Origin of the sequence: Microbacterium algihabitans, assembly GCF_032464975.1 — a bacterium.
Taxonomy (GTDB): Bacteria; Actinomycetota; Actinomycetes; order Actinomycetales; family Microbacteriaceae; genus Microbacterium; species Microbacterium algihabitans.
Genome location: NZ_JAWDIU010000002.1, coordinates 68,322 through 80,968 on the forward strand (window position 1 = coordinate 68,322; position 12,647 = coordinate 80,968).

Sequence of the window (12,647 nt, forward strand, 5' to 3'; positions counted from 1 at the left end):
GGGCCAACCTCCAGGCTATCGGACCCGCGGGTCACCACCCCGGCGGAACCTCGGCTCCCAGGGCCGCCAGCGGGGCTCGGGCCTTGATGCCCACCTCGGCGACTTCGGATGCCGCGACCGAGCGCCACGTGATGCCGCCTCCGGCGCCGACCCAGGCGGCATCCGGTTCGACCACGACGCTGCGGATGACCATCGCGAGATCCGCGGACCCGTCGTCGCCGATCCAGCCGAACGCGCCGGAGTAGACCCCGCGCGGGGCCGCTTCGAGGCCGGCGAGGATCTGCATCGCCGACTGCTTGGGGGCGCCGGTCATGCTGCCGGCCGGGAAGACCGCGTCGAGCAGCCCACCCACGCTCGTTCCCGGCAGCAGTTCACCCGACACCTCGCTCACGAGCTGGTGCACGTGCGGGTACGTCTCCACCTCGAGCAGGCGGTCGACCCCCACGCTCGAGGGGGCGCACACCCGCGACAGGTCGTTGCGCATCAGGTCGACGATCATGACGTTCTCGGCCTGCTCCTTGGCATCCGCCCGCAATTCCTCCGCGAGGGCCGCGTCGACGGCGGCTTCGGCGGAGCGCGGACGCGTGCCCTTGATCGGATGCGTGTGCACGCGCCCCTCGCGCACCTCGACGAACCGCTCGGGCGAGGCGCTCACGAGCGCCGTGGCGCCGCGGCGCACGAAGCCCGCGTGGTGCGAGGTCGAGGCGCGGCGCAGCCGGCGGAACACCTCGAGCGCGGCGAAGCGCCCGGGAACGGTGAAGCGTGTGGTGAGGCAGAGCTGGTACGCGTCACCGAGGCGGATCCGCTCGCGGCACGCCTCGATCCGTTCGGCGTAGCCCTCGGGTGTCACGCGGGCGGATGCCGCGCCCCGAGCCGACGCCGTCGGCACCGCACCCGCCGGTGGGGCCTCGGCGGCCCGCGCGGCCAGGGTCTCGTCGCCGATCGCGAACACGCGCCGGTTCTCGTGGTCGAACGCGAGCAGGCGATCCACGCGCATCCAGGCGTCGTCGCCCTCGTACGTTCGCCACCCGACCCATCCGCCACGGAAGGCCCCCGCTTCGTGCGAGACGGTTCCGGATGCCGCGGCATCCGCCTTCAGGGGGTGCTCCGCCGCGTCGGGAGTGCCCGTCCCCATCCAGCTCCAGCCCGCGCTCGCGTCGACCCCGGCGTCGAGCCAGAACGCGTGCGGAGCCGTGGAGAACAGGTGCAGGAACACCGCTTCGGGATCGACCCAGTCGCGCAGGGCGAACGGGAAGGCGGATTCGGGCACGCTCCCAGGCTAGGGCGAGCCCGCGGCCCTAGGCTGACCGAGGTGAACGAGATCCTCACGTGGCTCCTCGACGTCGTCCAGAACGTCGATCCCGTGCTGCGCACGATCCTCGCCGGTGTCGCGGTCATGCTCGAGACGAGCGTGCTCGTCGGGCTGATCGTCCCCGGCGACACCATGGTCATCGTCGCCGGCACCGCCGTCGCCTCACCCGTCGAAGGCGTGGTGCTGGCCGCCGCGATCGTCATCGGCGCCCTGGCCGGTGAGAGCCTCGGGTTCTGGCTCGGCCGCTACTTCGGCCCGCGCATTCGGGCGTCGAAGCTCGGTCAGAAGCTCGGCGAACGCAACTGGGAGCGCGCCGACCGCTACCTCCGCCGTCGCGGTGGCCCCGCCATCTTCCTCTCGCGCTTCCTGCCCGTGCTGCACTCGCTCGTGCCGCTGACGGTCGGCATGAGCGGCTACCGCTACCGCCGCTTCCTCGCCTGGACCACCCCCGCCTGCATCGTGTGGGCCGGCCTCTACGTCACCATCGCGGCGACCGCCGCCGGCACCTACCGCGAGCTGAGCGATCAGATCCACTACGCCGGCTACATCTTCGTGGGGATCCTCGCGGCGTTCCTCGTGCTGGTGTTCGTGGGCAAGAAGATCCTGGAGCGCGTCGAGCGCCGACACCTCGCCGACGAGAGCGCCACCCTCGAACCTGCGGACGGTGACGTGAAAGACTGAGGCCGATGCCTCGCTCTCCTCGCGCCAAAGTGCTCTGGTTCGCCCGACTCGAGCGCCGGTTCCACCGGTGGCGCGAACGCCGCGCCCGCGCGCGGGGCCTGCGCCCCGGCGTGACGGGCTTCCCCGGGTACGGCACCGAGGAATGGGTGCGCGTGCTCGGCCGCGTGCTGATCGCCCCGCCGGCCCGCCGCACCTCGACCGGCGACGTCGAGAGCCTGCGGGGATGGCGTAGCTTTGCCGCCGTTCCGGTCGGCTTCGCGCACGTGACCGTGACGATCGACGGCGTCGAGCACAACGTCCCCGCCGACCGCGGCGGGGTCATCGACGCCAAGCTCCCCGCGACGCTGAAGCCCGGGTGGCAGAGCATCACGATGTCGGTCGAGGGCAGCGAGCCCACCGAGACCCGCGTGTTCATCGTCGGCTCCGACGTGCGCTTCGGCGTGGTCAGCGACATCGACGACACCGTCATGGTCACGCTGCTCCCCCGCCCGTTGCTCGCGGCGTGGAACTCCTTCGTGGTCGACGAGCACGCGCGCCAGCCCGTACCCGGCATGGCCGTGATGCTCGAGCGACTGACGCGGGAGCATCCGGGAACCCCGATCATCTACCTGTCGACCGGTGCGTGGAACGTCGCCCCGACCCTCACGCGCTTCATGCGCCGTCACCTCTTCCCGGCCGGGTCGTTCCTGCTGACTGACTGGGGCCCCACGCACGACCGGTGGTTCCGCAGCGGACGCGACCACAAGGAGCAGAACCTGCGCCGCCTCGCCGCGGAGTTCCCACAGGTGAAGTGGCTGCTGGTCGGCGACGACGGTCAGCACGACGACGCCATCTACACCGGCTTCGCGATCGAGCACCCCGACAACGTCGCGGCCGTCGCGATCCGCAAGCTGCTGCCCGCCGAGGCCGTGCTGGCCGGTGGCCGCACCGTCGTCGACGATCACTCCGCGGCCGAGGTGCCGTGGGTGAGCGAGTCCGACGGCGCGGGCCTGCTGGACCGCCTGCAGAACACGGGCGTCATCTCGCGCGACGCCTGATGTCGGATGCCGCGGCCCGGTGGCTTCGCGTATGTTCAGCGATTCGCGCAATGTCGGTGGCATCCGGCGCCTTTCGGCTGAGGGTGCGCGGATCGCTGCGGCTGCGCGACGCGTGATCTCGGAGGCCGCGACCCCGGCGCGCCGCGTATCTTCAGCGATTCGCGCAATGTCGGTGGCATCCGGTGCCTTCCGGCTGAGGGTGCGCGGATCGCTGAGGCTGCGCGACGCGTGATCCCGGATGCCGCGGCCCCGGCGCGCCGCGTATTTTCAGCGATTCGCGCAATGTCGGTGGCATCCGGCGCCTTTCGGCTGAGGGTGCGCGGATCACTGAGGCTGCGCGACGCGTGACCCCGGATGCCGCGACCCCGGCGCGCCGCGTATCTTCAGCGATTCGCACGATGTCGGCGGCATTCGGTGCCCTCCGGCTGAGGGTGCGCGGATCACCGAGGCTGCGCGACGCGTGATCCCGGATGCCGCGGCCCCGGCGCGCCGCGTATCTTCAGCGATTCGCACGATGTCGGCGGCATCCGGTGCCCTCCGGCTGAGGATGTGCGGATCACTGAGGCTGCGCGGCCGCCCGACGTGCGCGGGCGGCCCGATGTCGGAGGTGGCGCGTACGGTGGAGGCATGTGCGGTCGATTCGTCGTAGCCAATGTGGCCAGCGAGCTCGTGGGGGTGCTCCGCGTCGACGTCGAGGCCGATGAGCTGCCCCAGCCCTCCTACAACATCGCCCCGACCTCGCAGGTCGGCATCGTGCTCGACTCGATCAAGAGCGAGCCCCCGGTGCGGCGCCTCGAGGTCGCGCGCTGGGGCCTCGTCCCCGGGTGGGCCAAAGACGTCAAGATCGGCGCTCGCGCGTTCAACGCGCGCAGCGAAGAGGTCGAAGACAAGCCCATGTTCCGCAACGCGCTGATCAAGCGACGGGCGATCATCCCGGCATCCGGGTACTACGAGTGGAAGACGACCGAGGCCGGCAAGACGCCGCACTACATCCACCCCGCCGACGGGTCGCCGATGTTCTTCGCCGGCCTGTACGAGTGGTGGAAAGACCCCGCGCGCGCCGACGACGACCCCGCCCGCTGGGTGCTCAGCTGCACGATCCTCACGCGCGACGCGATCGGGCGCCTCGGGTCGATCCACGACCGCATGCCGCTGTTCATGGACCCCGACTTCGCCGACTTCTGGCTCGATCCGACGACCGAGAACGTGGGCGACATCCTCGACGCCGCGATCGACGCCGCTCCCGACGTCGCCGAGACACTCGACGACCACGTCGTGTCGGCCGCGGTCGGCAACGTGCGCAACGACTCCCCCGAGCTGATCGAGCCGGTGGAGTGACGCTGCTGCTCGAGGCTCCGGCGCTCTCGCGGGTGGAGTGGACCGCCGCCGCGACCGCGCACGCCGAGCGCGCCGACCTGCTCACCGCCGAGCACCGCGCCCGCGCGAGCCGTGCCGAGAAGCACCCCGTCGAGGACTTCCTCTTCACGTACTACTCGTACAAGCCCGCAATCCTGCGGCGCTGGCATCCGGGCGCCGACGTCGCGCTCGAGCAGGCGCCCGAGCGCGCCGAGTGGCGCTGGTACCGCGCCGAGGGCGCGGACGTGCGGGTGGATGCCGCTCGCTTCCGCGACGAGAAGGGGGCGATGTACCGCGGCATCGTCAACCTGCTACGCGCCACGCGCGAGCGCCCGGGCCAGTTCGGCTGCTTCGGCCTGCACGAATGGGCCATGGCCTATCGCGCCGACGAGGTGCGGCACGCGGTGCCCCTGCGCCTGGGCCGCGCGGGCACCGACGCCGTGGTGGAGGCGCACGATCTGCGCTGCACGCACTTCGATGCCTTCCGGTTCTTCACGCCCGAGGCCGTGCCGTTGAACCGATCGCCCCTCACGCGCGACGATCAACCGCAGCGCGAGCAGCCCGGGTGCCTGCACGCCGGCATGGACCTCTACAAGTGGGCGGTCAAGCTCGGACCGCTGGTTCCCGGCGATGCGCTGCTCGATGCGTTCGAGCTGGCCCGCGATATCCGCACCCTCGACATGGAGGCCTCGCCCTACGACCTGACCGCCTGGGGCTACGAGCCCGTCGCGATCGAGACGCCCGAGGGCAAGGCGCAGTATGTCTCGCGACAGCGTGCTCTGAGCGAGCGCGGACAGCGCCTACGCGGCCGCATCCTGACGGCCGTCACGGGGGTCGACGACACGCCCGGCGGCGCGGATTTCCTGCCGTCGCGAACTCTGTTGTAAGCTCATGGAGTTGCCTCAAACGGGGCGGAAAACAAAAAATACGGGCCTGTGGCGCAGCTGGTAGCGCACCTGCATGGCATGCAGGGGGTCAGGGGTTCGAGTCCCCTCAGGTCCACCCAGAGAGAAAGCCCCCGCTTCGGCGGGGGCTTTCTTCGTTCCCGCACGGTGCGTTCCCGGTCGGCCGAGGTCACGGCATCTCTCCCCTTCCGCACGACCTCGGCGATTCGCACATCCTCAGCCTGAGGGCGCCGGATGCCACCGACATTGCGCGGATCGCTGAGGTTACGCCGTGCACGGGGCACCGCGGCATCCGTCCGAGGCCGCACAACTTCGGTGATTCGCACGACCTCAGCCCGAGGGCACCGGATGCCACCGACAAAGCGCGAATCGCTGAGTTTGCGCCGCGCGCGGGGCCCCTCTCCCCTTTCCTCACGACCTCGGCGATCCGCACAACCTCAGCCCGAGGGCGCCGGATGCCACCGACATTGTGCGGATCGCTGAGGTTGCGCAGTGCGCTGCGCACCGCGGCATCCCTCGACAACCGCCTCGCCGGGCACGCGCACGGCGAGGGGCGCCTCCCCTCGACGGAGGAGGCGCCCCTCGGGGACGTGTCAGCGGGACGACACCGTCTCGCGGGACTTCACTGCGTGCGTCTCGCGCATGAGCAATTCGTCGTCGAGCCAGTTCGGCGCCTTGTTGCGCAGGGCGAAGATGTACACCAGCAGCGAGGCGGCGATGATCGCCGTGACGTAGACGATGAACAGCGGCACCTGAGAGGTGCTCTGCGCTCCGGCGTACAGCAGCGGGGCGGTGCCGCCGAAGAGCGAGTTGGCCAGCGCGTAGCCGAGGCCCACGCCCAGCGCCCGCACGTGGGTCGGGAACAGCTGCGCCTTCACGAGCGCGTTGATCGAGGTGTACCCGGTGAGGATGACGAACCCGCCGAGCAGGATCGCGAACGCCGCGAACTCGTTCGTCTGCTGCGGCAGCATCGTGATGAGGAACCACGTGTAGATCACGCCGCCGACGCCGAAGAACACCAGCAGGCTCTTGCGTCCGACCTTGTCGGACAGCCACCCGCCGAGGGGCTGCATGAGCATGAGGGCCGTCAGCGCGATCAGGTTGATCACGGTTCCGGTCACGACGTCGCCGCCCGAGAAGGCCGTCTTGACGATGTTGGGCCCGGTCACCGAGTACGTGTAGAACGCGACGGTGCCACCGGCGGTCACGGCGAAGCACAGCAGCAGCGGACGCCAGTTGTTGACGAACAGGTCGCGCATCGAGCCCGACTGCCGCGTCTTGCCTGCCTTGGTGTCGGCGATGACGCTCTTCTCGAGCGACTCGTCCATGGTGCGTCGCATCCAGAAGACGGCCACGGCGGCGACGCCGCCGATCGCGAAGGCGACGCGCCAGCCCCACTCGGTGATGGCCTGATCGTCGAGGGTCAGCACCATCACGAGCAGCGTCGTCTGGGCGAGCACGTGACCGCCCACGAGGGTGACGTAGTGGAACGACGAGAGGAAGCCGCGGCGACCGGGCATCGCGGCCTCCGACATGTAGGTCGCGCTCGTGCCGTACTCACCGCCGGTGGCGAAGCCCTGAACGAGACGCGCGAACACGAGGATGACGACGGCGCCGGCGCCGATCGCCTGGGCCGTCGGTGCGAGGGCGATCACGAGCGAGCAGAAGGCCATCAGCGACACCGACACCGTCAGCGACAGGCGGCGTCCGTGCCGGTCGGCGAAGCGTCCGAAGAACCACGACCCGATCGGTCGCATGAGGAAGGTGACGGCGAAGATCGCCCACACGTAGATGGTCGAGTTCTTGTCGTCGGCGCTGAAGAACTGCGACTCGAAGTAGACCGCGAACACGGAGTAGACGTAGACGTCGTACCACTCCACGAGGTTGCCCGCGGAGCCTTTGAGCGTGTTCGAGATCGACCGCCGCATGCTCGTGGGGATCGTTGTCGTCGTTGACATCGTGGTTCCGATCTGTCGAAGGGTTCTGGAACCCCGCGTCGCCGACTCGCGATCCCGGCGGCGTCGCGGGGTGTCTCCGCCATCGTGGTCGACCGGCGACGCGGCATCCGGAATCCTTACATCCGCCTTACATTCCACCCGGCCCGCCCGACCGCAGCCCGAGGGCGCGTCTGCCTACGATGGTGCGATGCACGTACTCGTAGCCGAGGACGACGGCTCCGTCGCCGCAGCGCTGGTCTCGGCGCTCACGCGCGCGGGTCACACGTGCACCCGCGTCTCCCGTGGCAGCGACGTGCTGCTGCGCCACCGCGACGCCCACGTCGTGCTGCTCGACCTCGGGCTCGAAGACATGGACGGCCTCGACGCGCTGCGCCAGCTGCGCGAGGTGACCGCCATCCCCGTGATCGTGGTGACGGCCCGCGGCGATGAGCGCTCGACGGTGCGGGCGCTGTCGCTCGGCGCCGACGACTACCTCGTCAAACCCGTTCGCCTGCACGAGCTCCTCGCCCGTCTCATCGCCGTCACGCGGCGCTACAGCCCTCCCGACGAGCCCACGCGCGTGCAGGCAGGTCCCGTCGACATCGACGTGGATGCGCACCGCGTGCAGGTCGGTGGGCGCGAGGTGGCGCTGACGCCCAACGAGTTCGGCATCCTGCTCGCCCTCGCCCGTCGGGCAGGACAGGCGGTGAGCCGCCGCCTCATCCTCGACGAGGTCTGGGGCGATGCCTACGCGGCGTCGTCGCGCTCGTTCGACGTGCATCTGGGTCAGGTGCGGCAGAAGGTGCCCGAGGTCACGATCACGACCATCCGCGGCTTCGGCTACCGCCTCGAGGACGCCGCGTGAGACTTCGCGTGCTCCTGCCGCTGCTGGTGTTCGGCCTCATCGCCGTGATCGCGGTGCTCATCCCGGTGGCGCAGTCCATCGCCGACTCGCGTACGCAGCAGGTGTCGCTGCAACGCAGCGCCGCGCTCGACCAGGTCGTGCAGCGGGCGCGCACGGCGCTCGTGCAGAACCAGGCCGCGTCGCTGCAGACCTACCTGGATCGCTTCCACGCGGTGTACGGCGAGTCGGTGATGGTGCTCGACGACCGCGGCGTGCCGGTCGCGGCGGCAGGGACCCTCGTGCCCGACGACCGCGTCTCGGGCATCGTCGGCGCCGCCGCGCGCGCGATCCCCCAGCTCGACCTGCCGCGGGTCACCCCGTGGGCGCCCTCTACGGCGCTCGTTGCCGTGCCGGTGATCGCGGCGGGCGACCTGTCGACGGGCGTGGTCGTGCTCGAGGTCGACCTGACCGCGGCCAAGGCCGAGGTGACATGGGCGTGGGTGGTCGTCGGGGTGATCGGCCTGCTGCTGCTGGCCGCGCTCATGGGCGCCTCGCTGCTGTGGACCCGATGGGTCCTGCGTCCCGTGCGCGCGCTGGATTCCGCCGTCGCCGCGCTCACCGCCCACCGCGACCCCACTCCCCTGCCCCCGATGGGTCCGCCCGAGCTGCGCCGGCTGAGCCGGGCGTTCGACGCCATGACGGCCGAGGTCGAGAGCAGCCTTGAACAACAGCGCGGATTCGTCGCCGACGCCTCGCACCAGCTGCGCACGCCGCTCGCCGCGATCCGTTTGCGCGTCGACGGTCTTCCGCGCGAGGGCGACGCCGCCGATGACCTCTCCGCGGTCGACGACGACCTCGACCGCCTCGAGCACACGGTCGAGCGTATGCTGACCCTCGCGAACGCCGAGCACCGCGCCTCAGCGCGCAGCCACGGATTCGACGCCGCACGCGACGACGGCGTCGTGCGCGAGTGCACGGTGTCGGCCGCGAGCCTCGCCGACCGGCACCGCCGGCGCCTCACCGACGCGGGGCTGACCCTTCACGCGGACGACGACGCGCTCGTGACCGCCCCGTGCGCGCAGGCGGATCTCGAGGAGATGGTCGACGTGCTGCTCGACAACGCCGCGAAGTACGCCGGGGCCGGTGCCGAGGTGTGGGTGCACTTCGTTCCGGATGCCGCGGGGGTCGAGCTCGTCGTGGAGGATTCGGGCACGCGCCTGACCGATGCCGACCTCGAGCGCATGGGCACGCGCTTCTGGAGGAGCACCGCGCAGCCCTCGCGCCCGGGCACCGGCCTGGGTCTGGCGATCGTGGCGCAGCTCATGCGCGCCGCGGGCGGCCGGCTCGACCTCTCACGGGCGGCTGCGGGCGGTCTCGCGGCGCGTCTCGTCTGGGAGCACCGATGACGGCCCTGACGCGCCGTGAGGCGCTCGCGTGGGCTCTGCTCGCCGGATCGACGGCCGTGCTCTCCGGGTGCGTCCCCACCGCCGCCCCTCCCCTGGTGCTGGGCTGCGGCGAAGCGGGCGGAAGCTACCTGCAGTTCGGAGAGTTGCTGGCGGATGCCACGAGCTCGTCGACCCGCCTGCGCATCTCACCGTTGCCCACCGAGGGCAGCGTCGACAACCTCGCTCTGCTCGCCGCGCGACACGTCGACCTCGCGCTGTCGCTGGTGGATTCCGCGGCGGCCGCGGATCCCGCCGCCGACGTCGTGGCCATCGGGCGCGTCTACCAGAACTACCTGCAGTGCGTGGTGCGTGCCGACGGCGGCATCCGGACCCTCGACGACCTCGCGGGGCGGACGGTGTCTCTCGGGGCGCCGGGATCGGGGGCGGCGGCCACCGCGCGTCGTGTGCTCGAGGTGTCGGGGCTGGCCGGTTCGGCCACGCCGCCCCGCGTCGTCGAGCGCACGTTCCGCGAAGCGGTAGACGACCTCGCGGCCGGCACGATCGACGCGCTGTTCTGGTCGGGCGGTGTTCCCACCCCGCAGATCGCCGACCTCGCAACCCGGGTGCCGATCACCGTGATCGACACCACCCCCGCCCTCGACGGTCTCGCCCGCGCGTACCCCGAGGTGTACGCGGCGACGACGATTCCGGCGGGTGTGTACGACGCCCCGCGCGCTGTCCCCACGATCGGCGTCGCCAACCTGCTGCTCGCGCGCAGCGACCTCGCCGACGACCTCGTACGCGGGCTCGTCGACGCGCTCATCGACGACGCCCCGGCGCTCGTGCCGGCCGACGCCCTCGGCATCCAATACCTGACGCCGGCGAGCCTGATCGACACCGCGCCCCTCGCGCTGCACCCGGCGGCGGAGCGGCGCTATCGCGAACGGTACGGCTGACCCGATCCGCTCGGGCGCACGCCAGAACGCCCCCTGCCCGAGCGGGCAGAGGGCGTCGAACACGCGCAGCTCAGTCGGCGGCGTTGGCCGGCGTGGGCAGCTCGATCGGAACGACCGGGCAGTCCTTCCAGAGGCGCTCGAGGCCGTAGTACACGCGCTCCTCCTCGTGGAAGACGTGCACGACGAGGTCGCCGAAGTCGAGGAGCACCCAGCGGGACTCCTGTCGGCCCTCGCGGCGCAGGCGCTTGTGGCCCGACTCGAGGAGCTTCTCTTCGATCTCGTCCGCGATCGCGGCGACGTTGCGCTCGTTGCGACCGGTGATGAGAAGGAAGATGTCGACGAGGGGAAGAGGCTCCGACACGTCGAGCGCGACGATGTCGTCGCCGCCCTTCGCGTCGGCGGCGATGGCGGCGATCTGCGCCATCTCGCGGCCGTTGTCGGTGGCTGTCATCGGAAGACTCCTGTCGTGATGGCGAGGCCGAGGGCCACGACCACTCCCAGCGCGAGGATGCCCGTCGTGATGACGAGCACGAGGAGGAGCTTGCTCCCCTTCTCGGGCGCCGGGGGGCGAATGATCTCGCCGGGTTGCTTGACGGTGCTGATGGCCGCACTCGCGGCGATCGGCGTGGGCGACGAGGCGGGCGGAAGCTCGCCGTCGAGAAGCACGGCGTCGGCGTCATGGCCGTCGGTCGTGCCGGGGGCGTGCCCGACCGAGCCGAGGCCCGCCGGAAGGTCGAACGAACCGGTGATCATGATCTCGCCGGTGCCGGTCATCGGGCCGACCAGCGGCACGCCGGTCGGGGTCTGCGAGAGGATCAGCGCATTGGGCGTCGAGACGGCGCCCGTGCCGCCCGGTCCGCGCGTGATCAGCTGATCGAACGAGGCGGGCAGGGTGACGTCGGGCGTCACACCCTCGAGCAGGTCGGAGCCCAGCGCCGGATTGACGACGGAGGCGGCGCCCTGCGGCTCGGAGACGGCCGTCTCGTCGGTCTCGGGGGCGGAGGGGCGGAAGATCGCGGGGAGCACCGGCGCATCGTCGGCGCGGGGAGCCGGGGCCGGAGCCGCGGGCTGCGACCGCTCGAGATCGGAGCTGATGATCGGTACGGCGGCCGTACGGATCTTCTCCTGCTCGCGCACCTGGCGGCGGGTGAGACCCGAGACGCCGAACTCGGCGCCGTCGTCGGAGAAGGGCGAGCCGAAGGCCGGGGGGAAGGCCGCAGCGGCCGGACGCTCGTCGAGGGCGGCCACGGCGGGCGCGGGCTCGTCGGCGGTGTCGGCCGGGGCCTCCTCGGCCGGAGCCTGGTCGGCCGGAGCCTCGTCGACCGGGGCGTCCTCGGCCGGAGCCTCGTCGGAGGGTGCTTCCTCGGCCGGAGCCTCGTCGGACAGGGCTTCCTCGACGGGCGCCTCCTCCGCGGAAGCGGGCTCGGCCGGCTGCTCACCCTCGGGCACGGCATCGATGACCTGGTGCGGCGTCGACGTCTCGTCGATGGGGGTCGTCGGGGTCGCGGGCTCGACGGCCGCGGCATCCGGGGTCTCGCCGTCGGGCTGCGGGACGATGATGGGCGTCGCGCCGGTCTGGCGGAGCTCACGCAGCTGACGACGGGTCAGGGGCGGAGTCTCGGGGTTCTCGGACGTGCTCATGGCTTGCTCCGGTAGAGGTGGTGCTTCGCGATGTACTGCACGACGCCGTCGGGCACGAGGTACCACACGGGGTGTCCTCGGCGCACACGGGCGCGGCAGTCGGTGGACGAGATCGACAGCGCCGGAATCTCCAGCTGGCTCACATTCTGCGACGGGAGGCCCTCGGTGGTCAGTACGTGACCGGGGCGCGAGACGGCGACGAAGTGCGCGAGGACCCACAGCTCCTGGTGGTTGCGCCAGCTCAGGATCTGGGCCACCGCGTCGGCGCCGGTGATGAAGAACAACTCGGCACCGGGCCGCTGGTCTTGCAGGTCGCGCAGCGTGTCGATCGTGTACGTCGGGCCGGCGCGGTCGATGTCGACGCGGCTCACGGTGAACTGCGGGTTGGATGCCGTCGCGATCACCGTCATGAGGTAGCGGTGCTCGCTCTCGGTGACGTCGTCTTTCTGCCACGGGCGACCCGTGGGAACGAAGACGACTTCATCGAGATCGAACGACTGGGCGACCTCGCTGGCGGCGACCAGGTGACCGTGATGGATGGGATCGAACGTCCCACCCATGACCCCGATCCGAGGGGCGCGCGTCACCGACAT

Annotated in this window: 12 protein-coding genes and 1 tRNA gene; 8 read left to right on the forward strand and 5 right to left on the reverse strand. The window is 71.2% G+C overall.

Translation table 11 applies throughout. From position 1 onward, the window contains the following. Positions 1-31: 31 nt before the first annotated feature. Entirely contained in the window at positions 32-1,270 is a 1,239-nt protein-coding gene (locus tag RWH43_RS07555; RefSeq protein WP_316001147.1) for an anthranilate synthase component I family protein, read from the reverse strand. A 42-nt stretch (positions 1,271-1,312) separates the two neighbouring features. On the opposite strand from RWH43_RS07555, the gene RWH43_RS07560 reads away from it, so the two are divergent. The 5 genes from RWH43_RS07560 to RWH43_RS07580 all read left to right on the forward strand — a co-directional run bounded on the left by RWH43_RS07560 (position 1,313) and on the right by RWH43_RS07580 (position 5,388). Next, complete coding sequence (locus tag RWH43_RS07560; RefSeq protein ID WP_144833721.1) at positions 1,313-1,993, forward strand: DedA family protein; 681 nt, start codon at positions 1,313-1,315, stop codon at positions 1,991-1,993. 5 nt (positions 1,994-1,998) lie between these two features. Next, on the forward strand, positions 1,999-3,030 hold the full coding sequence (locus tag RWH43_RS07565; RefSeq protein ID WP_230704697.1) for an App1 family protein phosphatidate phosphatase: 1,032 nt from the start codon (positions 1,999-2,001) through the stop codon (positions 3,028-3,030). A gap of 627 nt (positions 3,031-3,657) precedes the next feature. After that, entirely contained in the window at positions 3,658-4,368 is a 711-nt protein-coding gene (locus tag RWH43_RS07570) for an SOS response-associated peptidase (RefSeq protein WP_144833725.1), read from the forward strand. Next, on the forward strand, positions 4,365-5,273 hold the full coding sequence (locus RWH43_RS07575; RefSeq protein ID WP_262346213.1) for a 3-methyladenine DNA glycosylase: 909 nt from the start codon (positions 4,365-4,367) through the stop codon (positions 5,271-5,273). Before RWH43_RS07570 ends, RWH43_RS07575 begins: the two co-directional genes overlap by 4 nt. A gap of 42 nt (positions 5,274-5,315) precedes the next feature. Then, positions 5,316-5,388, forward strand: a tRNA-Ala gene (locus RWH43_RS07580). A 496-nt stretch (positions 5,389-5,884) separates the two neighbouring features. On the opposite strand, the gene RWH43_RS07585 is transcribed toward RWH43_RS07580, so the two are convergent. Further along, a complete protein-coding gene (locus RWH43_RS07585; RefSeq protein WP_230704699.1) occupies positions 5,885-7,249 on the reverse strand; it encodes an MFS transporter in 1,365 nt (454 codons plus the stop codon). Between the two features lie 187 nt (positions 7,250-7,436). Between RWH43_RS07585 and RWH43_RS07590 the strand changes: the two genes are divergently transcribed. The 3 genes from RWH43_RS07590 to RWH43_RS07600 are packed head-to-tail and all read left to right on the forward strand — an operon-like array spanning position 7,437 to position 10,413. Continuing rightward, the gene (locus RWH43_RS07590) at positions 7,437-8,093 is read left to right on the forward strand and encodes a response regulator transcription factor (protein WP_144833729.1); all 657 of its coding nucleotides are present in this window, start codon (positions 7,437-7,439) and stop codon (positions 8,091-8,093) included. Beyond that, complete coding sequence (locus RWH43_RS07595; RefSeq protein ID WP_144833731.1) at positions 8,090-9,478, forward strand: sensor histidine kinase; 1,389 nt, start codon at positions 8,090-8,092, stop codon at positions 9,476-9,478. The genes RWH43_RS07590 and RWH43_RS07595 overlap by 4 nt, the downstream gene beginning before the upstream one ends. After that, positions 9,475-10,413, forward strand: a complete 939-nt coding sequence (locus tag RWH43_RS07600; RefSeq protein ID WP_316001148.1) for a TAXI family TRAP transporter solute-binding subunit — start codon at positions 9,475-9,477, stop codon at positions 10,411-10,413. Before RWH43_RS07595 ends, RWH43_RS07600 begins: the two co-directional genes overlap by 4 nt. A gap of 70 nt (positions 10,414-10,483) precedes the next feature. Here RWH43_RS07600 and rsfS read toward each other — a convergent pair whose 3' ends face one another. The 3 genes from rsfS to nadD are packed head-to-tail and all read right to left on the reverse strand — an operon-like array spanning position 10,484 to position 12,647. Then, positions 10,484-10,864 carry a ribosome silencing factor gene (rsfS, locus tag RWH43_RS07605; RefSeq protein ID WP_144833735.1) on the reverse strand — a complete coding sequence of 127 codons (381 nt, stop codon included), beginning with the start codon at positions 10,862-10,864 and terminating at the stop codon, positions 10,484-10,486. Next, entirely contained in the window at positions 10,861-12,054 is a 1,194-nt protein-coding gene (locus RWH43_RS07610; protein ID WP_316001149.1) for a hypothetical protein, read from the reverse strand. The genes rsfS and RWH43_RS07610 overlap by 4 nt, the downstream gene beginning before the upstream one ends. Next, positions 12,051-12,647 carry a nicotinate-nucleotide adenylyltransferase gene (gene nadD, locus RWH43_RS07615; protein ID WP_316001150.1) on the reverse strand — a complete coding sequence of 199 codons (597 nt, stop codon included), beginning with the start codon at positions 12,645-12,647 and terminating at the stop codon, positions 12,051-12,053. Before nadD ends, RWH43_RS07610 begins: the two co-directional genes overlap by 4 nt.

Coding starts and splice junctions, on each gene's coding strand:
- RWH43_RS07570 (WP_144833725.1), top strand. CDS start 3,658: ATGTGCGGTCGATTCGTCGTAGCCAATGTGGCCAGCGAGCTCGTGGGG.
- RWH43_RS07590 (WP_144833729.1), top strand. CDS start 7,437: ATGCACGTACTCGTAGCCGAGGACGACGGCTCCGTCGCCGCAGCGCTG.
- rsfS (WP_144833735.1), bottom strand. CDS start 10,864: ATGACAGCCACCGACAACGGCCGCGAGATGGCGCAGATCGCCGCCATC.
- RWH43_RS07610 (WP_316001149.1), bottom strand. CDS start 12,054: ATGAGCACGTCCGAGAACCCCGAGACTCCGCCCCTGACCCGTCGTCAG.
- RWH43_RS07600 (WP_316001148.1), top strand. CDS start 9,475: ATGACGGCCCTGACGCGCCGTGAGGCGCTCGCGTGGGCTCTGCTCGCC.
- RWH43_RS07585 (WP_230704699.1), bottom strand. CDS start 7,249: ATGTCAACGACGACAACGATCCCCACGAGCATGCGGCGGTCGATCTCG.
- nadD (WP_316001150.1), bottom strand. CDS start 12,647: ATGTCGGTGACGCGCGCCCCTCGGATCGGGGTCATGGGTGGGACGTTC.
- RWH43_RS07565 (WP_230704697.1), top strand. CDS start 1,999: ATGCCTCGCTCTCCTCGCGCCAAAGTGCTCTGGTTCGCCCGACTCGAG.